General features: G+C 64.1%; 24 protein-coding genes and 1 tRNA gene. 13 read left to right on the top strand and 12 right to left on the bottom strand.

What is annotated here, in order from left to right; genetic code table 11:
* Position 1 precedes the first annotated feature (1 nt).
* Positions 2–985 carry an AraC family transcriptional regulator gene (locus ACODTA_RS03760; RefSeq protein ID WP_489064458.1) on the top strand — a complete coding sequence of 328 codons (984 nt, stop codon included), beginning with the start codon at positions 2–4 and terminating at the stop codon, positions 983–985.
* Here the strand turns inward: ACODTA_RS03760 and ACODTA_RS03755 are convergent.
* The 6 genes from ACODTA_RS03755 to ACODTA_RS03730 all read right to left on the bottom strand — a co-directional run bounded on the left by ACODTA_RS03755 (position 982) and on the right by ACODTA_RS03730 (position 7,812).
* Positions 982–2,160, bottom strand: coding sequence for an MFS transporter (locus ACODTA_RS03755; RefSeq protein WP_489064457.1), 1,179 nt, complete (start codon positions 2,158–2,160; stop codon positions 982–984). The two genes, ACODTA_RS03760 and ACODTA_RS03755, sit on opposite strands and share 4 nt — an antisense overlap.
* A 13-nt stretch (positions 2,161–2,173) precedes the next feature.
* The gene (locus tag ACODTA_RS03750) at positions 2,174–3,766 is read right to left on the bottom strand and encodes a phytoene desaturase family protein (protein WP_489064456.1); all 1,593 of its coding nucleotides are present in this window, start codon (positions 3,764–3,766) and stop codon (positions 2,174–2,176) included.
* A complete protein-coding gene (locus ACODTA_RS03745) occupies positions 3,766–4,557 on the bottom strand; it encodes an SDR family oxidoreductase (RefSeq protein WP_489064455.1) in 792 nt (263 codons plus the stop codon). The genes ACODTA_RS03750 and ACODTA_RS03745 overlap by 1 nt, the downstream gene beginning before the upstream one ends.
* A complete protein-coding gene (locus ACODTA_RS03740) occupies positions 4,550–6,064 on the bottom strand; it encodes a flavin-containing monooxygenase (RefSeq protein ID WP_489064454.1) in 1,515 nt (504 codons plus the stop codon). Before ACODTA_RS03740 ends, ACODTA_RS03745 begins: the two co-directional genes overlap by 8 nt.
* 93 nt (positions 6,065–6,157) lie before the next feature.
* Positions 6,158–7,264: a 3-dehydroquinate synthase gene (aroB, locus tag ACODTA_RS03735; RefSeq protein WP_489064453.1), complete on the bottom strand. Its 1,107-nt coding sequence runs from the start codon at positions 7,262–7,264 to the stop codon at positions 6,158–6,160.
* On the bottom strand, positions 7,261–7,812 hold the full coding sequence (locus ACODTA_RS03730; protein WP_489064452.1) for a shikimate kinase: 552 nt from the start codon (positions 7,810–7,812) through the stop codon (positions 7,261–7,263). Before ACODTA_RS03730 ends, aroB begins: the two co-directional genes overlap by 4 nt.
* On the opposite strand from ACODTA_RS03730, the gene ACODTA_RS03725 reads away from it, so the two are divergent.
* Genes ACODTA_RS03725 through ACODTA_RS03710 form a run of 4 tightly spaced genes read left to right on the top strand, consistent with a single transcriptional unit; the run spans position 7,811 to position 11,740 of the window.
* A complete protein-coding gene (locus tag ACODTA_RS03725) occupies positions 7,811–8,047 on the top strand; it encodes a hypothetical protein (protein WP_489064451.1) in 237 nt (78 codons plus the stop codon). The genes ACODTA_RS03730 and ACODTA_RS03725 overlap by 2 nt on opposite strands.
* Positions 8,028–9,854 carry a hypothetical protein gene (locus ACODTA_RS03720; RefSeq protein ID WP_489064450.1) on the top strand — a complete coding sequence of 609 codons (1,827 nt, stop codon included), beginning with the start codon at positions 8,028–8,030 and terminating at the stop codon, positions 9,852–9,854. The genes ACODTA_RS03725 and ACODTA_RS03720 overlap by 20 nt, the downstream gene beginning before the upstream one ends.
* Positions 9,851–10,780: a tyrosine-type recombinase/integrase gene (locus tag ACODTA_RS03715; RefSeq protein ID WP_489064449.1), complete on the top strand. Its 930-nt coding sequence runs from the start codon at positions 9,851–9,853 to the stop codon at positions 10,778–10,780. The genes ACODTA_RS03720 and ACODTA_RS03715 overlap by 4 nt, the downstream gene beginning before the upstream one ends.
* A gap of 12 nt (positions 10,781–10,792) precedes the next feature.
* Entirely contained in the window at positions 10,793–11,740 is a 948-nt protein-coding gene (locus tag ACODTA_RS03710) for an acetyl-CoA carboxylase carboxyltransferase subunit alpha (protein ID WP_489064448.1), read from the top strand.
* 126 nt (positions 11,741–11,866) lie between these two features.
* On the opposite strand, the gene ACODTA_RS03705 is transcribed toward ACODTA_RS03710, so the two are convergent.
* A complete protein-coding gene (locus ACODTA_RS03705; RefSeq protein WP_489064447.1) occupies positions 11,867–12,034 on the bottom strand; it encodes a Flp family type IVb pilin in 168 nt (55 codons plus the stop codon).
* Positions 12,035–12,154: 120 nt separating this feature from the next.
* A complete protein-coding gene (locus ACODTA_RS03700) occupies positions 12,155–12,235 on the bottom strand; it encodes a hypothetical protein (protein WP_489065386.1) in 81 nt (26 codons plus the stop codon).
* 181 nt (positions 12,236–12,416) lie between these two features.
* On the opposite strand from ACODTA_RS03700, the gene ACODTA_RS03695 reads away from it, so the two are divergent.
* On the top strand, positions 12,417–12,827 hold the full coding sequence (locus tag ACODTA_RS03695; RefSeq protein WP_489065385.1) for a (deoxy)nucleoside triphosphate pyrophosphohydrolase: 411 nt from the start codon (positions 12,417–12,419) through the stop codon (positions 12,825–12,827).
* 10 nt (positions 12,828–12,837) lie between these two features.
* On the opposite strand, the gene ACODTA_RS03690 is transcribed toward ACODTA_RS03695, so the two are convergent.
* A complete protein-coding gene (locus tag ACODTA_RS03690; RefSeq protein ID WP_489064446.1) occupies positions 12,838–13,719 on the bottom strand; it encodes a class I SAM-dependent methyltransferase in 882 nt (293 codons plus the stop codon).
* Between the two features lie 57 nt (positions 13,720–13,776).
* Here ACODTA_RS03690 and ACODTA_RS03685 point away from each other — a divergent pair, with 57 nt between their 5' ends.
* From ACODTA_RS03685 to ACODTA_RS03665, 5 genes are all read left to right on the top strand, one after another.
* Positions 13,777–14,499 carry a ComF family protein gene (locus tag ACODTA_RS03685; protein WP_489065384.1) on the top strand — a complete coding sequence of 241 codons (723 nt, stop codon included), beginning with the start codon at positions 13,777–13,779 and terminating at the stop codon, positions 14,497–14,499.
* 31 nt (positions 14,500–14,530) lie between these two features.
* Entirely contained in the window at positions 14,531–14,788 is a 258-nt protein-coding gene (grxC, locus tag ACODTA_RS03680) for a glutaredoxin 3 (RefSeq protein ID WP_489064445.1), read from the top strand.
* Positions 14,788–15,618, top strand: a complete 831-nt coding sequence (locus ACODTA_RS03675) for a carbon-nitrogen hydrolase family protein (protein ID WP_489064444.1) — start codon at positions 14,788–14,790, stop codon at positions 15,616–15,618. The genes grxC and ACODTA_RS03675 overlap by 1 nt, the downstream gene beginning before the upstream one ends.
* A complete protein-coding gene (locus tag ACODTA_RS03670) occupies positions 15,615–16,088 on the top strand; it encodes a DUF1178 family protein (RefSeq protein WP_489064443.1) in 474 nt (157 codons plus the stop codon). Before ACODTA_RS03675 ends, ACODTA_RS03670 begins: the two co-directional genes overlap by 4 nt.
* 63 nt (positions 16,089–16,151) lie before the next feature.
* Positions 16,152–16,228, top strand: a tRNA-Arg gene (locus tag ACODTA_RS03665).
* 185 nt (positions 16,229–16,413) lie between these two features.
* Here the strand turns inward: ACODTA_RS03665 and ACODTA_RS03660 are convergent.
* Together ACODTA_RS03660 and ACODTA_RS03655 are read right to left on the bottom strand one after the other, a co-directional pair.
* Entirely contained in the window at positions 16,414–17,463 is a 1,050-nt protein-coding gene (locus ACODTA_RS03660; RefSeq protein WP_489064442.1) for a tyrosine-type recombinase/integrase, read from the bottom strand.
* 19 nt (positions 17,464–17,482) lie between these two features.
* On the bottom strand, positions 17,483–17,821 hold the full coding sequence (locus tag ACODTA_RS03655) for a hypothetical protein (protein WP_489064441.1): 339 nt from the start codon (positions 17,819–17,821) through the stop codon (positions 17,483–17,485).
* Here ACODTA_RS03655 and ACODTA_RS03650 point away from each other — a divergent pair.
* Both ACODTA_RS03650 and ACODTA_RS03645 read left to right on the top strand, forming a co-directional pair.
* Entirely contained in the window at positions 17,820–18,059 is a 240-nt protein-coding gene (locus ACODTA_RS03650) for a tyrosine-type recombinase/integrase (protein WP_489064440.1), read from the top strand. The genes ACODTA_RS03655 and ACODTA_RS03650 overlap by 2 nt on opposite strands.
* 394 nt (positions 18,060–18,453) lie before the next feature.
* Entirely contained in the window at positions 18,454–18,690 is a 237-nt protein-coding gene (locus ACODTA_RS03645) for a DUF1488 family protein (RefSeq protein ID WP_489064439.1), read from the top strand.
* A gap of 199 nt (positions 18,691–18,889) precedes the next feature.
* Here ACODTA_RS03645 and ACODTA_RS03640 read toward each other — a convergent pair whose 3' ends face one another.
* The gene (locus tag ACODTA_RS03640; RefSeq protein ID WP_489064438.1) at positions 18,890–21,841 is read right to left on the bottom strand and encodes a TonB-dependent receptor; all 2,952 of its coding nucleotides are present in this window, start codon (positions 21,839–21,841) and stop codon (positions 18,890–18,892) included.
* Positions 21,842–21,923: the final 82 nt, after the last annotated feature.

Below are 21,923 nucleotides of genomic sequence, written 5' to 3'. Positions count from 1 at the left end.
GATGCTCGACGATCCTGTTACGCTTCCTTTGTCTTCGCGCATCGGTCTCGTTTCGAGCGACGTCGGCGAATTCAGCCACTATCTGGCAGGTTCCTACTGTAATCATCACACCCTGGTGCGCGGCCGGCAGCGGTTCGTCGATGCGCGTCATCATCGTGTGCCGCTCGGCAACGTCTCGCTGAACTATCTGCAATATGGTGCGGAGGTGGAGATCGACGCCGGTCTTTTCGAGACCTTCTTCATGCTGGAATTGCCATTGTCCGGCTGGACGCAGCTCGAACATGCCGGCCGTGCCGTCCGCAATCAGGTGGGGACCGCAACGATCGTTTCGCCCACCGAACATGTCCGTTCGATCTGGTCCGAGGATTGCGGCCAGCGGATGATCAAGATTTCCCGCGCGGCGATGGAGCGGCGCGTCGCAGACATGCTCGGCCGGGCGATCACGCAACCCATCGTCTTCGATCCGCTTATCAGCCTGTCGAGCGAGCCGGGCGTTTCGATCGTGCGGCTCTCCAATTTCCTGTTCGATCAATATGAGCTCGATCCCGGCCTGTTCGGTGAACGCCGTGTTTCCGCGGAGATCGAAAGCGCGCTGATGACATTGCTGCTGCTCGGCCAGCCCAACAATTACAGCGATTCACTGCGGGCGGCCTCATCCGGCGCGATGCCGCGTCATGTGCGGCGCGCGCTCGACTATATCGAGCATAATCTGCGCGAGGATATCAGCATGGACGCGCTGGTCGAAGCCGCCGCCGTCAGTGCCCGCGCGCTTTATACCGGGTTCGAGCGTTTCGTGGGTACGCCGCCGCTCCTTTATATCCGCAATCGCCGACTGGAAGGCGTGCGCGATGCGTTGCTGGAAGCGAGTGCGCCGACGACGGTGAGCGAGCTGGCGATGGAATGGGGCTTCACGCATCTCGGCCGTTTCTCGTCCGAATATCGCCGCCGCTTCGACGAATTGCCGTCGGAGACGCTCCGGCGTTAACGCGCCGTTCGCCGCATCAAGACGATGCTTGCGACCACACAGGCAAGGCAGAGGAGCGGCGCAAGCACCGCCTCTCCATAGAGCGCCGCGATCGGCGCGTTTCCACGCAAGGCGCCCACGGCATAGGATCCGATCCCGACACCGACCATCATGGCCGCCGTGAGCATCGATGCGATCCAGGAGATCGCGTCGGGCGAGCGGCCGGCCGTGAAGGCGACGAGCATGGGGAAGAAGGCTGAACAGGATAGGCCCGCCATGGCGAAGCCTGCATAAGCGGTGATGGGGCCGTCGATCCACGGCAGCGTGAAGAGCGTGCCCATCATGAATACGGGCAAGGTCAACAGGAATGTGGCCGGCGGAATGCGCGCGGCGATCACGGTCGCGAGTAGGCGGCCGGCGGTGAGCGCGGCCCAGAAACATGTCAGCGCCAGCGCGGCGCGTGCCGGCTCCAGGCCGCGCTCTTCCGTCAGGAACAGGATCGCCCAGTTGGAGAACGTGCCCTCCGCCACCGAATAGAGCATCGCCGCGCCCGCGCACATCCAGAAAAACAATGAGCGCCCCGGATGGCGCATCGCGGGTTCACCTGCGGATCGAGGTGCCGACGCCGGGAAGCGCGTGACCAGCGCGAGCGCCAGCAGCATCGCGCTTGTTGCTGCGAGCGATATCGGGCCTGCCACCCATAGCCCTTCGTCGGCCAGCGCCGCGAAATAGACGGGGGCCAGTGTCAATCCAGCGCCGGCGCACATATGGAGCGCGGTGACGGCGCTGCCCTGGCGTTCGGGAAAGAGCAATGCGGCGAAGGCGTTGAGCGGCCCGCCGCCGAAGCCAAAGCCAAAGCCGAACGCCGCTGTCGCCGCCATGATCATTGCCAGCGCGACCGTCGGCGCGGCGCCGAGTGAAAGCGCCAGCAATATCTCGGCGATACAGAAGCAGCCGAGCGACGCGAGGAACATCGTCCGCAGGCTCACCATGCGCGAAGCCGCGCCTCCCCCGATCGCGCCGATTACCGCTGCCGCCAACTGCGGGATATAGATCGCGCCATATTGCGCGTTCGAGAAGCCGTGCGCGGCGCGCAGGACGACGCTGCTCGCCGGGAAGCTGACGAGCGTGAGGCCGATGACAAAACCGCCGAGATAGACGCATATCGCCGCGGCCGTGCGATCCCTGTTTGTCATCCTGCCTCTCCTGTCATCGGATATGTTCCGCGGCCATCCAGCCGGACATGCCGCCAAGACCGGGACCCGGATGGGTCGAGGCACCGATGTGATAGAGTTCGCGCACGTGCGTTTCGTGGTTGCGGCCGGCGGGTGACGGGCGCCATAGCATGAACTGGTCGATGTCGCAGGCTCCGCCATAGGGGTCGCCATCGACGAGATTGATATTGAGCCGGGCAAGATCGGCGGGGCTGATCACGTGGCGGCCGATGATCGCGCGTTCGAGATTCGGGATCAAAGCGCACAGCCGGGCGACGATGCGGTCGGCATAGGCATCGCGGATCGCCTCCGTCCAGCGTCCGTCCGTCGGGATCGCGATCTCACCGAGCGCGTCGCCCTTCAACGCGCCGTCGCGCGGCAATTCCTGGAGCTGGATCCAGAAGATCCATTTACCTTCGGGCGCGCGGCTGGGATCGATCGCGACCGGTTGCGCGACGACGATCGTTGCCTCCGCCGGCAGCAGGCCACGTTCCGCTTCATTGACCGCGCGCGAAACGCCGTCGAGCCCCGGCGTGACGTGCAGCATCGCGACGTCGCGCAGCGCAGGATCGGGCCAGTGTGGCGGTTCGCTGAGCGCAAGATGGATCTGCATCTCGCCGCGACCATGGCGATAGGCGGCGGCATCGCTGCGGGCCTGTGGCGGCGTGTCCTCTTGTTTCAGGAGATGGCCGTAGAGCTGGTTCGGCGTCACCGAAGCCATCACTGCTTGAGCGGCTTCGATCGTTTCTCCGTTCGCCAGCCGTACACCCGTCGCCTTGCCGTCATGCGTCACGATACGGGCAACCTCGGCGCCGGTGCGAATGCTGCCGCCGCGTGACTCGATGATCGCGCGAAAGCCGTCGACGATGCGGCTGCTGCCCCCCTCGATCATCGGGCTGCCGGCCTGTTCGAGCGAGAAGAGGACGAGCTTGTTCATCAGCGCGGACAAGGGGCTTTCGGGCGAGAGGCCGACATGCAGCACCCAAGGTGCGAACAGTGCGCGGCTGAGCGGGGAGGTGAACGCTCCCTCCAGCCAATCACGCGTCGACCGCATCGCGTCTCCAAAGAAGCGAGCGAGACCGCGCAACCCATGCCTGCGCCATGCGCCGAAGAGCAGGCCCAGCGTCCGCCACCGCCACAATTCGCCACCGAGCAGCCCGAAGATCAGCGGCGCATCGGCTTCGATCGCTGCCATCGCGCGTTGATAGGCCGCGCCGTCCCCGGGGGAGAGGGCCTCCATCGCCGCCGCATTGGCCGCCCGGTCGCGGCGGAAGATCAGCGAACGGCCGTCGGGCATGAGCACCGCGGTGGGTGCATCGCTATTGACGAAATACGTGCCGGCCTCCGCGAGCAGCGGTTCGAATATCGGGAAATGCGGTGCCGTCACGAACAGCGGATAGAGCGTGGAAAGCGTATCGTGACGGAAACCGGGTATGGTTAGGTCGTCAGTGCGGATGCATCCCCCGGCGACCGTCTCGCGCTCGAGCAGGCATACCCGTTTGCCTTTCAGTGCCAGCGCGGCGCCACAGACGAGCGCATTGATGCCGCTGCCGACGATCAGGACATCGAATGCCGCCTGCCTTGCCATCAGCGCGCGCCGCTCAGCAGCGGCATCAGTGGAATGCGGCGCTCGGGGCCAAGCGCACCATAGCCGCCATCGACCGGAATTTCTCCCCCGGTCATATAGGATGCGGCATCGGAGGCAACGAAAGCCACCACGTTCGCCACTTCCTCGGCGTCGGCGACGCGGCCGATCAGGTTGAGATCGGCGGAAACGGCATCGGCATGCGCGCGGTCACTGCCGGTGAGCCCGTCGAACGGATCGGACCAGATATGGCCCAGCGTAACCATGTTCACGCGGATGCCGTTAGCGGCATAGTCGACCGCTTGGCTTTTGCTCAGATGGCGCATGGCCGCCTTCGCCACCGGATAGGCCCAGCGGCCGACATGGGGCATCTGGCCGGAAATCGACCCGATATTGACGATGTTGCCGCGTACACGCGCGAGGTGAGGCCGCGCGACCTCGCCGAGGATCGCGGCCGAGACCGCGTTGACGTTCAGCGTATCGAGCCAGGTCGCGCGGGGCGTCGCCGCACCTTCATCGCCATAAGAACAGGCATTGTTGACGAGAATGTCGAGCTGACCGAAGCGCGCGATCGCGGCATCGACGAGCGCCTGGCAGGCATTGTCGTCGGTGATGTCGGTTGGCACGTACAATGCGCGCTCGCCCAGTTCGGCGGCGATCACCTTTCCCTTGGTGGTGCTGCGCGCTGCGATGACGACAGAGGCACCCAGCGCATGCAGCTTGCGGGTGATGGCGGCGCCGATCGATGCGGCACCCCCGGTTATGATCGCGACCTTTCCATCGAGCTCAACCATGCTGTTGCGCCTTTGTTTGAGTGGGAAGAGGGCGGGCTGCCGCGTGGTCGTAACGCCGCCGCAGCCGATCGATCAGCGGGGCGTAGTCAGCGGCGTCGATTGCGACGAACCAGTGCTTTATCCGCGTCGCCAGCGGCAGCGGCAGATCGATGTCGCGCAGCAACTCGTCCATGTGATGGATCGAGAAGGGAATGATGTTGGTGCCCTTGCTGTGCTTGCCGTCGGTACGGGCCTCCATCCAGGCGAGGCGTTCGTCGATATAGGCGTCGCGCTCGACTTCCGGGGGCAGGGTGACTCCGCCCGATAGATGGTCGGCGAGCCAGAGCGCGCTGATCTCCGCGTTCAACTGGCTGAAGAATGACGAATTATAGCCGTTGAACGCCAGTCGGGGCACGCCAGTCGGGATCATCGACCGATACAGCCGGAAATTGCCGTTGCCATCGGTCACCCTGGTCAGCACATCGGATGGCAGGAAATCGCAGCGCTGATGCCAACCGGTGCCGCAGATGATCAGGTCCGCGGGCAGCGTTTCGCCGGTGTCGAGCTCCGCCCGACCGGGAGCGAGCTTCGCGATGACGCCTCGGCGGAAGCCGAGCGCTCCGGAACCGATTGCTTCGTAAAAGCCATCGGTGACGAGGCTTACGGTGCTGCGCGCGATCGTCTCAAGGGGTTTCCCGGGATGGAGGCCGATCCGGCGCAGGCGGAGCTGACGGGCGATCACCGCCTCCACACTGCCCATCATCGCGTTTCGGACCGGCTTGCCCGGGCCATGCAGAAAGCGTTCGAAACCCCTGACCCGGATATAGCGGAAGAGCCCTTCGCCCAGCCGGTTCAGGAACAGGTGCTTGAAGTTGAGCCGGCCCGCCAGTTTCTTGGGGATCTTCCAGATCAGGCTGCGCGCCACCACCGTCGTCGATGCGGTGAAGGCGAGGCTCGCCTTGGCGACGTCGCACGAGGATTTGCCATAGCCGATCACGAGCATATGGCGGCCACGCGCCATCTCCGCGTCGGTGAACTGGCTGGTGTGCAGGATCCGCCCGCCCGCGGCCGTGAAGGCTTCCTTGCCCACGAAATCCGGGATCGCCGGGATCGAGAAAATGCCGTTGCAGACGATCAGATAGTCGACATGGGCGATGTCGCTCTGGCCGTCGCCGGACCGGGTCTCGATGCTCCAGCCCGTCGTGGTCGGTCGAGCGGCAAGAACCTCTGTGTCTAGCCGGATCGCGTCGCGAAAGCCGAAATGATCGACATAGGTTTCGAGATAGGCCTGGACTTGCGCGCCGCTCGGCCATTCCGGATAATCGGCCGGCATCGGGAAATCCGAAAACGCATAGGTTTCGCGCGGGTTCTGGGTGGTCAGGCCGGGGTAGCGGCGCGACGCAGCCCAGACGCCGCCGATGTCCGGCTCACGTTCGAACAGGATTACGTCGAATCCGAACTGGCGCAGGATCTTCGCGGTGCTGAGCCCTGCCAGGCCGGCGCCGATAATGCCAATCGTTCCCGTCACATGCCCCCCGAAAACATTCGATGGGGGCGGTATCTAGATGGTTGTCATGCGTGGCGCTGTGCGCTGGCCGCGCGGTCTGTCCATTTTATGCAGTTATCTGGGCGCACGCGCTTCTTCATTCAGGAACGCTGCGACATCCGCGAGTTCGACGCTCTTGTCTACGAATGAGTCGCCGATCGCGCGAGCAAGAATGAAGGCGAGCGTGCCGGCCGACATCTTCTTGTCGTGAAGCATATGCGCGACCAAGGTTTCACCGCTTGCGGCGATGCCTGCGGCCGCCAGCCCATCGGGAAGGTCGATGGCGCGCAGATGTGTGGCGACGCGTTCGGCGTCCTGCGATGCGCACAGGCCGCGCCGCGCCGAATAGCGGAAAGCGAGCGCCATGCCCGCCGCCACGCCTTCGCCATGAAGGAGCCTATCGGAAAAGCCGGTTTCCGCTTCCAGCGCATGGCCGAATGTATGGCCCAGGTTGAGCAGCGCGCGGCGTCCGCTTGTTTCGCGTTCGTCGTCGCCGACGATCACGGCCTTGGCGGCGACGCTGGTGGCGATCGCATGGACACGGACGTCGGCATCACCCGCCAGCAGCCGTGCGGCATTGGCTTCGCACCATTCGAAAAAGCCGAAGTCGTCGATCAGGCCGTATTTCACGACCTCGGCATAGCCAGCGCCCAGTTCGCGGCGCGGCAGGGTATCGAGCACGTCGGGGTCGATCAGCACGAAGCTTGGCTGGTGAAAGGCGCCGATCAGGTTCTTGCCCGTCCGCGTGTTGATCGCGGTCTTGCCGCCCACCGAACTGTCGACCTGGGCGAGCAGGGTTGTCGGGATCTGGATGAAGCCGCAACCGCGCTTGAGGATCGCCGCCGCGAAGCCGACCAGATCGCCGATCACGCCGCCGCCCAGCGCGATGATATGGTCGCCGCGTTCGACTTCGAGCGCGAGCAGCCGATCGGTCAGCGCTTCGAGCTGCGCCCAGCTCTTGGTCGATTCCCCGGCCGGAAGCGTGATGACATGACGCTTGAGCCCGTCCAGCGACGCTTCGAGGCGCGGAAGCTGGTAATGCGCGACATTGGCGTCGGTGATGATGATCGCCCGCCCGCGCTTCAGCCAGGGGGCGAGGTGCCCGGCCGCGCTGTCGAGGGCGCCGGCTTCGATCGCGACCTCATAGCTGCGGTCGCCGAGGCTGACGGGAACCACATTCATTGCCCGGCCCGTTCGGCGAGCGCGCGCAGAATGGCGTCGACCGTCAATTCGTGCGGTGACGTCTGGCTGCGGACATGGAAAGGCGCCAGCGCATAGACCGGATTGCGGACGGCGGCGAGTTCGGTCAGCACTTGGCGGGGATCCTTGTTGCGAAGAAGGGGGCGGGTGTCGCGCCGCGAAACGCGGCCGGCGAGAACGTCGATATCGGCATCGAGCCAGATCGCAATCGCGCGGTCCAGGATCAGCGAGCGGGTCTCTTCCTGCATGAAGGCGCCGCCGCCGGTGGCGATCACCTTTGGCCGGCCATCGATCAGGCGCGCGATCACGCGCCGTTCACCATCGCGAAAATAGGGTTCGCCATAGCGCTCGAAGATTTCGGAGATCGAAAGCCCGGCTGCGGCCTCGATTTCGTTGTCCGCATCCACGAAGGGCACGCCGAGCCGCGCCGCCAGCCGGCGGCCGACCGTGGATTTGCCAACGCCCATCAGGCCGATAAGCACGATCGGCAGGTCCGGTCTGATGGAGGGGGCAGGAGCGGTCCGGGGCATGGCGGCGCGCTATACACAAGGCAGATCGAAGGAGCAAAACGGTGCGATGCGTCGCTTCGCTCTTGCCGCTCGGGCGCTGGCGCAGCATAGGACAGGCATGTCGCCCGCCATTCGAAACCTCGTCATCCTGCTCGTCGTGCTGGCGGGTGGTGTCTATTTCCTCTCCACGCTGGCTCACGAACAGCCACAAAAGCGTGTCGAGAAGTCCGTGCCCAATGAAGCGCTTGGGCGATAAGGTTTCGCGCCTGGCGCTGATCGGCGCCGCGCTTGCTGGCGTGGGGCTGGCCGCCGCGATTCCGGCGATCGGGCAGGAAGCTCCCGAATCGCTGCTGCCGCCCGGCTTCGGCGACCCCGTGCCGCCCGCGCCGCCACCGGGGCAGCGTCCATCGCCAACGCCCGCGCCTAGCCAGACGCCTACACCGTTGCCGACCATCCAGCCGCTGCCGGGGCAGCCGGCCGCACCGGGTGCTGAGGCGGGCGAACTGCTGGAAGGCGAAGGCGAGACTGAAGAAGACGCGCTGCCGGGCCTGCCGCCCGAACCCTTGCTCGCGATCGATCGCGTCGGGCCTCTGCTCGATATCGACGGCGGGATGGGCAATGGTGCGTATGGCGGCACAGACGGGCAGACCCTGTCTCACCTGATGCGTCGGCTCGACGCGCCCTTGCCGTCGCGCTGGGCGTCGATGCTGCTGCGGCGGACCCTGTTGTCGAACGTGCCGACGCCGCATGGTGTCTCGGCGCCCGATTGGATCGCGGAACGCGCCTGGCTGCTGCTGCGCATGGGGGAAGCCGATTCGGCGCGCCTGCTCGTGCAGGTTCCCGACGCCAGCCAATATAGCCCAAAACTGTTCGAAGTCGCGATGCAGACGTCGCTTGCGCTGGGCGATCCGGCGGGGCTGTGTCCGCTGGTGGAGCCTGCTTCCGCCGTCAGCCGCGCGACTGGATGGATCTTGGCGCGCGCCATGTGCGCCGCAATGGCGGGGGAGCCGGGCACCGCGAGCGCGGCGATCGAGCAGGCGCGCCGTACGCGATTGGCCGGGCGCAATACGATCGACCTGTTGCTTGCCGAGAAGGTTGTGGGGGCTGGTGTCAATGGCCGCCGCTCGATCACGATCGAATGGCAGGGCGTCGATCAACTGACCACTTGGCGCTATGGCCTGGCCAGCGCCACAGCAGTTGATATTCCGGCCGCCTTGTTCCGCACCGTCGGCCCTCAGGTGATGGGCTGGCGCGCGCGGGCGCCGATGCTTCCGGATGGCGAGCGGATCGCGACCGGTCGCCGCGCGGCGGTGCTTGGTGTGCTCTCCAGCGCGGCGCTGGTCGATCTTTATGGCGGTGTGCTCGATCGCACCGACCCGTCCGAACAATCCGGAACCCCGCCGCTCAGGTTGCGCGATGCTTATGCCGCCGCTGATCAGGGCGATCGCCTGGCGGCGATGCGTGGTCTCTGGGAGGAAGGCGAGAGCCGTGACGATCATTATGCGGGCTTGATCCTGACGGCACGTGCTGCCGCGCGCTTCTCGCCCAGCGCGGATTATCTGACCGACACTCCCCAGTTGCTGCGCGCGATGTTCACCGCCGGGCTGGATCGACGTGCGGCGCGCTGGACCGGTATTGTCGAATCGGGCGGGGAGGACGAAAGCTGGGCGCTGCTCGCGCTGGGCCTGCCTGGCACGCGCGGCCTTACGGTGAGCGCATCACGCGCGCGGAGCTATGCCGGGTCGGCGGATTCTCTTAAAGGGCAGTTCCTGATCGCCGGCCTTGCCGGACTGGGGCGTATTGGCGTGGATGAGGCACGGAGCATGGCTACCGATCTCGATTTCGCGCTCGATCGTCCCACCCGCTGGAGCCAGTTGCTCGATCGCGCGGCGGCCAGTGGCCAGAAGGGCACAACGGTCTTGCTGGCTGCGATCGGCATGCAGACGAACGACTGGCGCTATGTGCCGCCGACCCATCTCTATCATATCGTTTCCGCGCTGCGTCGCGTGGGGCTGGAGCCCGAGGCGCGGATGATCGCGGTGGAGGCGCTGACCCGCTCGTGACCGCGCCGGCCGGACAGGATTCGGCGCTGATCGACAGGTTCCTCGAGATGCTGGCTGCGGAGGCTGGCGCGGCGCGCAACACGCTGGCTGCCTATGGCACCGATCTGCGCGGCGCGTCCTCTGTGCTCGGCGGTATGCTGGGGGCTGCGGATGCGGCGACTTTAGGCCGGTTGGCGGCCGAATGGGCGCCGCTGGCGCGCGCGACGGCCGCGCGTAAATCGGCGGCGCTTCGCCGCTTTTTCGCATTTCTGCAGGACGAAGGGTTGCGGTCTGACGATCCGTCCGCCGCCTTGCCGCGCCCCGCCGCGATCAGGCCGCTGCCCAAGATACTGGATCATGGCGATGTCGACCGGCTTTTCGCAGAGATCGAGCGGGGACTGGCGCGGGCTGACGCGAACGCGCAGGATTATCGGCTGGCCGCCCTGATCGAGCTTCTCTACGGGTCGGGCCTGCGGGCGACCGAACTGGTCTCGCTGCCGCGTCGCGCCATCGCGCCGGATCGCCCTTTCCTGATCCTCCGCGGCAAGGGAGGGCGTGAAAGGCTGGTGCCGATCTCGGACCGCGCGCGGCAAGCGGTAGCGGCTTGGGCTGCCTTCGCGCCGTCGGAGTCTGCCTGGCTTTTCCCGTCGGGCAAAAGCCATCTCAGCCGTGTCCGCCTGTATCAGATCGTTCGCGAACTTGGTTTGCGAGCGGGCATTCCGCCCGAGCGAATCAGCCCGCACGTTCTGCGCCACGCCTTTGCGACGCATCTGCTGGAAGGGGGCGCCGACCTTCGCGCGCTCCAGGCAATGCTCGGTCATGCCGATATCGCGACGACGCAGATCTACACACATGTCGATAGTCGGCGGCTGGTGGAACTCGTCAACAGCCGCCATCCATTGGCTGATCGATCGGTGCGCGTTGACGCGAACCGCGGCTCGGCCTAACTCGCCCGACGCATGGTTAGCTTTCTCGACTTCGAAAAACCGATCGCCGAGCTCGAATCGCGCATCGCCGATCTTCGCGACACAGCGGATACAGGCACCGTCGATATCGAATCGGAGGTTTCACGCATCCAGGCCAAGGCTGACAAGCTGCTGGTGGACACTTATGCGAAGCTGTCGCCATGGCAGAAGACGCAGGTGGCGCGCCATCCGGAAAGGCCACATTTCAAACATTATGTGGCTGGCCTGTTTCAGGATTTCATGCCGCTGGCGGGTGACCGCGCCTTTGCCGATGATCAGGCAATCCTGGGCGGGCTTGGTCGACTGGGCGGTCGCCGGGTGATGGTTATCGGCCATGAGAAGGGTGACGATACCGCGAGCCGGCTCAAGCACAATTTCGGCATGGGCAAGCCCGAAGGCTATCGCAAGGCGATTCGCCTGATGCAGCTTGCGGACAAGTTCGGCATCCCGGTGGTGACCTTGGTCGATACCTCAGGCGCCTTTCCGGGTGTGCAGGCAGAGGAGCGCGGGCAGGCCGAGGCAATCGCCCGATCGACCGAGCAATGCCTGGCGCTGGGCGTGCCCATGGTGGCGGCCGTCGTCGGAGAAGGCGGGTCGGGCGGTGCGGTGGCGCTGGCGGCTGCGGATCGGGTGCTGATGTTCGAACACGCCGTCTATTCGGTGATCTCGCCCGAGGGGTGCGCCTCGATCCTGTGGCGGACGGCGGACAAGGCCAGCGAAGCGGCGGATGCGATGCGTGTGACCGCGCAGCATCTCAGGCAATTGGGCGTCATCGACCGGATCGTGCCGGAGCCGGTGGGCGGTGCGCATCGCACCCCTTCGGTGGCGATTGCCGCGCTTGGCGATGCGATCGGCGAGGAGCTGGACGTGCTTTCCGCATTGAGCCCCGACGATCTGCGTCGCGCACGGCGGCAGAAATATCTGACGATCGGCGAATTCTGACCCAGATAAACGTGGCGTAAGCGCGAGCTCGTCAGAATATAGAGCAAACAAAGAAAATGGGCGGCAGAAACCTGCCGCCCATCTCTGTTCCGTTTCCCGCCGATTAGATCGGCGAGGGTGCCGAAATCAGGTGGTCTTCATCTTGCTCGCGGCGTTGTTCATCGTGGAGCCGATCTGGCCACCCAGCGACTGGAACGCGGCAACGCCGGCAACGGCGATGAGAGCAGCGATCAGACCGTATTCGATCGCGGTCGCACCCTTGGAGTTACGAATCAGCTTAAGAAAATTCTTCATGGTGGTCTCCTGGTTCAAAGCTTCATTCCCGGACGGTTAGATTTCCCCCAACCGACAACAGAGGTTTACAGGCCGAACATTTCCAAAAGGTAAATCGATGCTGGAAATCACGTTCAGCTTTTACGACGCGCGGAGCACTTCGTTCGCAACATAGTTCCACATGTTGGACAGGCCGCCCCCGAATGCCTGAATGCCACCCATCGCGCCGAGCGCGATCAGTGATACGATCAACCCATATTCGATCGCCGTAGCGCCGCGCCTACATGCGCGAAGCGAGGCGAATTTCTCCCGAATTCGCTTCATGGTTGCAATTCCTGTTCCCTGGTTTCACGAGCATAGCCCATCGCCCGTTAACAAAATCCTGCGCCGGGAGGCCGCGTTCATGAAGATGCTCCTGGTCAGTGCGGCCGCGCTTATCGACGGCGATGGACGGATCCTCGTCCAGCAGCGCTCGCATACCCGCAGCATGGCGGGATTATGGGAGTTTCCAGGTGGCAAGGTGGAAGCTGGCGAGACACCTGAGCATGCACTGGTGCGTGAACTGCACGAGGAATTGGGGATCGATGTTTCGCCCGATTCGCTGTCGGCGGCTGCTTTCGCCAGCGAGCCGCTGGGCGACGCGCATCTGTTGCTTCTGCTCTATATCTGCCGCGAATGGGCAGGGACGCCGGCTGCGCTGGATGCGGAAGGGCTGCAATGGGTTCGGTCCGGCGAACTACGGACCTTGGCCATGCCGCCTGCGGATGTTCCGCTGGTGGTATTGCTGGAAAAGGTGCTCGGTGCGCAGGAATAAGCGCGGAGAGTCAGGCTTCGTCCTTTTTCCTGCCGGGTTCCAACGCTGCCGCGAGCGACATGGTCGCGCTGCCGCGACGTGCCGGCGCGGGCTGGCCCGGATCCGGAGACCAGCCGGTCAGGCAGATGATCTCGAAATGTTCAGGCGTCTTGCCGTCGGGATCGGCCTTCTCCGCGAAGGCGGTGGCGGCATGGGCGAGCCATTCGCGTGAAATGCCCGCGTGTTCGCCGGCCAGCAGGTTCGTCGCCGCCATGCCGCGAAGATCGGTCGTGAGGCGAAGCAGGCTGGAATAACGGACGTCGAGCGCAAAGGAATCCGCGACGGGCAGCGCAAACCCCGCGCGAGAAAGTAGGTCGCCCGCCGCGCGGACATCGATCTGCGGATGGATGCGCGGACGGGCGCCGGCTTCTGTCGCCATATCCGCGGCCAGGGCGGTGGACTTGAGCGTGCGCAGGCTGCCGGCGCCAAGCATCGCGCCGAGGAACAGTCCATCGGGAAGCAGGGCACGCCGTATCAGCGCCAATGCGCCGGGCAGGTCGTTGACACTGTCGAGCGCACCCGCGCTCACCACCAGATCGAAACTGGCGTCGGCGAAGGGCAGGCGATCCTCATCGGCCTGAACGCCATGCGCCTGGGCCGCGAATCGGTAACCGGGGTCCAGTGTGGTGACATGCATGCCGCGTGCGCGCAGCGCGTCGGCGATCGAGCCGTTGGCGGCCCCCAGATCGAGCGCGCGCGAGAAGCCACGCTTCACGCCATCGAGGCGATCGAGCAGTTCCTCAACCATATGGTCGCGCAGGAACGCGTGATCGGCGAAATCTGGCGCGGCGCGATCGCGGCGGAGGCGGCGGATACGACGGTCGAAGATCTCGGGTGGCGAAGCGGACGACATGGGCGGCTTGTGCATCGCCGCCCTCGGCGCGACAAGAGGATCGTGACGTCCCTGTTGATGCCTGTGGTTGCGGCTGGCCGCATGATCCGCGATTTCGCGCTGCCACCGCGTTGCCCGGGATGTGGTGCGGTGGTGGAGGGGGACGGTCGTTTCTGTCTCGATTGCTGGCAACGGCTCGATTTCCTGCCTGATGGCGGTTGCACGGCATGCGGTCGCCCGATGGACGGTTATGACGGGCTGACATGCGGCGCTTGCCTTGCCGATCCGCCGTATCATGACGGCGTGCGGGCCGCGGTCGCCTATGGCGAAATCGCGCGAGGCCTTGCTCTGAAGCTCAAATATTCGGGCCGGACCGCGATGGCGGAGATCATCGCCGCGCAGCTTGCGAGGCATATCGATGGCCAGTTGGATGGTGTGCTTGTGCCGGTGCCGCTGCATCGCTGGCGAATCTGGCGGCGCGGTTATAACCAGTCAGCGCTGATCGCTCGCGCGCTGGCGCGGCGGACGGGAACCGTATTGATTGTCGATGCGCTCGATCGGGTGAAGGCGACGCCCGCGCTGCGCGGGCTGGGGCGGGCAGCACGTGCGAGGACTGTGCGTGGCGCGTTCCGGATCCCGGTTTCACACAGAGCGGCGCTCACGGGGCGCACGGTCTGGCTGGTCGACGATGTCCATACAAGCGGCGCCACCGCCAACGCTTGTGCCCGTGCGCTCAAGCGGGCGGGTGCGGGCCGTGTTATCGTGCTGTGCTGGGCCCGCGTATTGGCGGAGGAATATTGACTTCCGCGTCCGCGCGCCACACCTGAGGATCATGGCGAAGGTTGAAATCTATACGAAGGCGTTTTGCGGCTATTGTGTGAGGGCGAAGGCGCTGCTCGATCGCAAGGGCGTCGCGTTCGAGGAATATGACATCACGATGGGAGGCCCGAAGCGCCAGGAAATGCTTGCGCGCGCGCCGGGCAGCCTGACGGTGCCGCAGATCTTCATCGACGGACGCCATATCGGCGGCTCCGACGATCTGGCCGCGCTGGATGCAGCCGGCCGGCTCGATCCCTTGCTGGCCGGCTGATGCGCGCCGCCCTGTTGCAGATGACGAGCGGGATCGATCCCGCCGCCAATGCCGCGACCATCGTCGCTGCCGTGCGCGAGGCGAAGGCAGGCGGGGCGGACATGCTCTTCACGCCCGAAATGTCGGGCCTGCTCGACCGCGACCGCCAGCGCGCCGCTGCGCATTTGCGCGGCGAGGCGGACGATATCGTCCTTGCGGCGGTGCGAGAGGCTGCGGCGGATGCCGGGCTTTGGGTCCATATCGGATCGCTGGCGCTGGTCGGAGAGCGCGAAGACGGACGACTGGTCAATCGCGGCTTCGTGATCGATGATAGTGGTGCGATCCGCGCGCGCTATGACAAGATGCACCTGTTCGACGTTGACCTCGCGACGGGGGAGAGTTGGCGCGAGTCGGCGGTCTACGCACCGGGGGATGGCCCCTCTCTGGCGCGGACGCCTTGGGGCGGCGTCGGCATGTCGGTTTGTTACGATCTGCGTTTCGCGGAGCTGTACCGCACCCTTTCGGACGGTGGCGCCACGATCCTGACTGTTCCCGCCGCGTTCACCGTACCGACCGGCCAGGCCCATTGGCATCTGCTCCTGCGTGCCCGTGCCGTCGAATCCGCCTGCTTCGTGATCGCTGCAGCGCAATGGGGCCGGCATGAAGACGGGCGCGAGACCTATGGTCATTCGCTGGTGATCGACCCGTGGGGAGAGGTGCTGCTCGACATGGGCGAGGGCACGGGTGTCGGCTTCGCCGATCTCGATCCCACCCGGATCGAGGATGTCCGTGCGCGTGTGCCCGTTCTGCGTCATCGCCGCGTGATACCGGCATTGGAAAACGGAACGTGATCGTCTTCGATTTGCGCTGCGGCCATGGCCATGTGTTCGAGGCATGGTTCGGATCGAGCGGTGATTATGCCGATCAGAAGCAGCGTGGACTGCTATCTTGCCCGATGTGCGGCGATGCCACGATTGAGAAGGCAGTGATGGCGCCCAATGTCGCGGCCAAGGGCAATAGCCGGCCGGACGTGTCGAGCGTGCCGATGGTCGCCAATGCGCAGGCTTCCCCCGACAATTCCCCCGCAGAGGTGAAAGCGATGCTGTCGATGCTCGCACGTGCGCAATCGGCGATGCTCGAACAGTCCGAATGGGTGGGCCGCGATTTCGCGGACAAGGCGCGTGCCATGCACCTGGGCGAGACCGACAAGGCAGCGATCCATGGCGAGGTTTCCGGTGAGCAGGCCAAGGCGCTGATCGACGAGGGTGTGCCAGTGGCGCCGCTGCCGTTTCCGGTGATTCCGCCTGAGGCGCAGAACTGATCCCGATCCGACACTGGGGCCTGATTGACCCCACGCGCACAACCCCCTAACCAGCATGGCGGCGCGTCCGTAGCTCAGCAGGATAGAGCACCAGATTCCTAATCTGGGGGCCATGGGTTCGAATCCCGTCGGGCGCACCAGTTTTTCTTAAAAGATTTCTTATGGTTAGCGTTGTGCTCGAGCAGCGCTCGCGCCGTTCTCGTGTTCCTGTTGTGTCACGCTTTGTGCCACGCTTTTCTGCCATTTCCGCGCGAGTCCCCGCGCGTCCATGGAACATGAGTGTAACATCAGCATCGCCAAATTTAAGGCCACGTTGACTGTCTCGCTACGGATGGTCTGGCTCGGTCATCACTAACCGGCCTGCGGCAGCCTTTGCCCGCAGGCGTTGCGATGCATACTTCAGTGCCATCTTAAAGGTACGATGACCGAGGACCGCTTCGATCTCGGCCACACTGCAACCCGCCTCGCTCATGTCAGATGCTGCCATATACCGCAGACCGTGGACGGAGCGCTCGATTGGGAACTCCATTTTCTTCGCGATCTTACGGACCTCGCGGCCGATCGCGCTGGACAGGCTGTTCGCATTGTATGGGGCGCTGGCGCTGTTCGTCAGGATATGGATACTTGTCACCCCTTCGCTGTCGAGATCACGCTTGAGCGCGTCGATGTATCTTCGCAGTGCACGATGGCACGGAATATCCAGTTGGATCCGCGTCTTGCTCTGCCGGATCCGGATCATATCGCCCTGAAAATCCGCCCAGGTCATCGTGACGATGTCCTCGGCCCGCTGGCCGGTGTAGCGGGCCAGCATCACGGCGGTCTTCATCGAGCGCATGGCGCGCGGGAAGAACGTGTCGAACTCGTAGCCGGACCAGCAGACATATTCGCGGGTGCCGCCCTTGCGCTTGATGCGCTTCAGCTTGGCAGCCGGGTTGAAGCCCTCCGGGACCAATTCCTCCTCGTCAGCCCAGCTATAGAGCCGGCTCGTCATCTGCTTGATCTTGTGCGCCTTGCGCGCCTGGTCAGCGAACTTGTCGCGGACGGCTTTGATCATGGCCCGTGTCGTCAGCCGGAACGGCTCGGCGCCGAGATATTCAACGATCAGGTCGAGCGTGTTGCTGTAATCCTTCTGCGTCGAATCCGCGAGGCTGCGAAACTCACCGCTCTTGCGGTAGCGCTTGATCAGCCATGCCCAGGAATCCTTGGATGCCGGTTCGGGCTTGGCCTCGACCTTCCCGCACAGTTCCTCGTATTTGCGGTTGAACTCTTTCTCGCCCGGCACGCCCGGCAGCTTGCAATCACCCGTGACCGGGTGCCGAAAGCGCCAATATTTGCCCTTGGCGATGTAGGTATATTTGAGCTCAGTGCCCGCCACGATTTCCTGCCGGCACTGCCTACGCCTTATCTGGCCGCCCTGCGCGATTCGATGGCAAGTCATCCAACCCGCTGCGATCCGCCCGCAACTCCGCCTGGAGGCGCTCTGCGGCCATTCTCACCCCTTGGGCCTGATCCGCCTTGTTTGCCGAGCCCAACAGCTCATCTTGGCGTCGGCGGTGCTCTCCTCGTTCGCGAGCGACTCGCCTCAGATCATCCGCAGCGGCGTCCTTCAGTCGATCGATCGCGCCGACAGCGACCAGAATATCGAGCTGCTCCTGCGAGAGCCGGATACCCCGGCCTCGCTCGATTGCTCTTGAAATCTGCCGGTCAAGGTTCGCGATCACGGATCCGCCCATGCTGCCTGTCCCTCCGCAACATTGCCTTCCGCCAAATGCTAGCGGGGCTGGCTTCCACGATCTCCGCCACGCTGCGGCAAGTGCTTGGATCAAGCAGAGGATCGACCTGAAGCGGCTCACCGTCTGGATGGGCCATTCATCGGTCCAAATCACCCTCGACACGTACGGGCATCTGATGGCCGATGCGTCAGGCGATGCGGCTCTCGTCGCCGCCGCACAGGCGGAGTTTTTCGCCTAGTTGGAACACCATTGGAACACAGAGCCAAAAAACGGCTAATTTCGTAAGGCTCGATTAAGCTTCCTAATCTGGGGGCCATGGGTTCGAATCCCGTCGGGCGCACCAAATCCCCATGACTCGGTCCAAAGAATCACTGCCCGAATCCAGGCGCGATATGCTCCGTGGATCTTCAAAAACGCAGGGCTGCCGGGGATGAATGTGGTTAAGGGCTGTTGAACTTTGCGGCTTCCGGCTGGCCATGCCGTCACACTCACATGAACCTGCATGCATCTATCGCAGCCCCGGGGCGGAGTGTCGTTCGACCGGTTGAACAGTGCGAAATCTCGGTCGAAGCCGATGCCGCCGACAACAGGGGGCCGAGCACCTCGCGTATTTGAGGCGGTTGGAGATGGCAATGAAGTTCGCGGACCAACATCTGGACGTGGAGAGCGCGTTCGGCCCGTTACGAGTGCTCGTGACGGCCGAGGCATTATATGCGCTTTTCCGCGCCGGCACGGGGCCGCAAGACGAAGCGGGTCTGATCGCTGAGCATCGCGATCTGATCGAATGGACGGCGGCGATGAAAGTCGAGCTTGAAGACCTCGAACCCGACGGTTCGATCCGGATCGTCGGACGCGATATGGAGGCGTGACCCATGACGGTTGCCCCGAAATAATTGTCGGTTCCATCGACCTCGCCTCCTATCGACAGGCGAGGTTCATCCAGCGTCGATTAAGACGGGGCGTTGCTCCCCGGGGTCGGTGTCCGAACAACGCCGGCCCCCACCTTTTCACCCCAGCACGATGGCGAATGCCCCCAGCCGAAAGGCCGGAGGCATCCAGATGCATCGATCAGAATTTGAAGCCGGCGGCCAGGCCATAGCGGCGCGGTTCCAGCGTGAAGATGTTCGTGAACAGGCCCGATGACTGATCGGTTACATATTCGCCGGTGATCGCGTTGTTCTTCGTCAGGTTGGACACGAAACCGCGCAGGAACCAGCGGTCGTCGCGACCATTGAGCTGGATCTGGGCGTTGATGATCGCATAACCCTTCATCCGGTTGATATTGCCACCGAAGATGCTCGCATAGGATTCGCCGGTGTAGGTGAGGTCCGCGCGCGGAACGAGCGACATGCCGTTCTGGAATTCCGCCCGATACTGGAAGCCGGCGGAGAATTTGTACATTGGCGCCTGCGGCAACTGGTTGCCCTTGATATTGACCTCAACCCCGCTGCCCAGGACAGAGAACGGCAGGGCGCCGGTCGGGGTCGCGAAGAGCGCGCGGAGCGCGGCCGGCGGGTTGGCGGCGGTCGCCGCCAGCGCGCTGCAGATCGAATAGGCGCCGGTGGTGTTCGTGCCCGGCACGGGCACGGGCGCGCGTAGGCCAATGCCGCTGTTGACCGCCGCGACATAGGTGTTGACGCCGACGACATTGCCCGCCGTGGTCGGGATGACCGCGCAGTTCGATGCGTTCTGCAGATCCTTGATGATCACCGCGTCCGAACGCCCGCCGGAGGGATCGCGCGGATTGGAGAGGAACTTGTCGTCGGCTACCTTGGTGTGGAGATAGCTCGCGCTCAGGTTGACCAAGATGGCGCGGACCGGGCTGATGATGGCTTCCGCCTCGACGCCGTAGATGTTCGCGCTGACATTGTCGTTGACCGATGTGCGCGCGACGATGCGGCTGAGCTGCAGATTCTTGTACTTGTAATAGAAACCGGTGAGGTTGAGGCGCAGCGTTCCGTTTAGGAAGCTGTTCTTCGATCCGATTTCGAACGCGTCCACCGTTTCGGGGCCGAACGTGCTCGGCACCGCGAAGATCGGCGAGAGCGGCGGATTGATGCCGCCCGACTTGTAGCCGCGCGAATAGGAGAAATAGACCATATTGTCGTCGGTGATCTTGTAATCGAGAACGGCGCGACCGGTCAGGCGGCCGAAGGTGACATTGTCTTCCGCATAGCTCTGTATGCCCGGCGTATTGGCGTCGTAGTCGAGCGCGGCGTAGTTGAGCGCATCGGTCAGATTGTCCGATCCGAAAGGCACGGCGGCGAACTGCCCGTTGGAATCCTGGAGCAGCGTCGTGCGCGCGCGCGCATATTTCTCGTCGTGATTGTAGCGGACGCCGATCGTCAGCTTCAGCTTGTCGGTGAAGTCGAAATAGCCTTCGCCGAAGATGCCGTAGGATTTGAGCCGGGTCTGCGCGGTGTCGCTATGATAGAAGGGCGAGCCGAAATAGGCGGCACCGCCGGTGTTCGCCGCACCGAGGATGCCCGCCGCGTAATCGAGCCCGAAGGCGTTCACCATATAGCTGTTGTTGCTCGTCTTGCTGTCGACATAGATGCCGCCCAGCAGGAAGTTGAACATGCCGTCGAAATTGCTGTCGACATGGGCTTCGACCGAGAATTGGCGATTGGTGAGCTTCGATCGGTCGAAATCCAGGCTGGTCGGGAAGCAGCCGATCGAATTGCCGCCATAGACGCCGACGCCGTTTGTATCACCCAGCGACTGGCAGACGCCACCCGCGGCGCCGTTGGGAATAAGCGCGCGGCGCACGGGATCGAGAAAGGCGAAGGGCGAGCCGATGCCTGTGCGGCCGAGCGTATTGAGCTGGACCAAGCCAGGATTGTTGGCGAGCGAATTCTCGATCGCGAGATTGTAATCGCTGGTCGAATCCACCTTGTTGTGGGTGTAGCCGCCCGTCATCGTGAGGCTGAGCTGCTCGCCGAGCTGCTGCTGCAGCCGGCCCATGATGTGGTATTCTTCCGCGAAATATGTGGGCTCATAGTCGATATTGACCGTGCGCACGCCTGCCGGCACCACTGCGTTGGAGAAGGGGTCGGTCCCGTAGATACTGCCGAGTCCGAAGCGCGCGAGCGCACCGCCGGTCGACGCAGACGCCACCCCCAGGAATTCGTTCGAACTCAGCAGCGCGGCGAGCGTCGAATTGCCGTTCGTCGTCTCATAGGCGAGCTTGTCCGGCGAACAGCCCAGGATGCCGGTCGGGTCGCGATGGCAGAGCTGCTTCTGGATGCGTGAGCGGTCGTCCTTCTCGTGGAAATAATAGCCGATCAGGTCCAGGGTCGTCGAAGACGAGGGTTCCCAGCGGATCGTGCCGCGCAGCGCGTAAAGGTCGCGCCCGTCGATGCGGTTTCCGGTGAAGAGGTTCTTCGTATAGCCATCACGATTGAGATAATAGCCGGCGACGCGAACGCCGAGCGTTTCGCCAAGCGGCACGTTGATCATGCCGTTGACCTTGTAGCTCTCGTAATTGCCATATTCGAAGCTGCCTGATGCACCGAAGGCGGTGAGGTCGGGCTTGGCGGTGATGAAATTGACGACGCCCGATGTCGCGTTGCGGCCGAACAAGGTGCCCTGCGGCCCGCGCAGCACTTCGACGCGTTCGAGGTCGAAATATTCGGTTTCGAAGAGACGGGTGGAGAGGAGTGGCATGTCGTTGACATGGATGCCCGTCGCCGAATCGCAGCTCGCGCCGACGCACAGGTCGCCGATGCCGCGGATGGTGAAGCTCGACGCCGTGAAATTGGTCTTGGTGAAGGTGACGTTGGGCAAGCTGAGCTGAAGGTCCGACGCATTCTCGATCTGTTGTTTCTCGAGCGCGTCGGCGGAGAAGGCGGAAACCGCGATCGGCACGTCCTGCAGCCGCTCGCTCTGGCGTTGCGCGGTGACGACGATATCGGGGATCGCGTCGGTGGCTTCATCTTCCGGTGTCGCGACCTGGGCGGCAGCCGGCGTCGCGAGCGCCAGCGCAATTGCCGACGCAGCAAGCAGATCGAGCTTCTTCATGATGTATCCCCTCTTCCGATGGTCCGATGAAGACCGATGACCCGTCTAAGGTCGTCCCGCTATGTTGCGGGATCTAGGGGAA

This window comes from Sphingomonas sp. FG14 (assembly GCF_057809675.1).
This window is presented reverse-complemented; position numbering and strand designations above follow the sequence as displayed.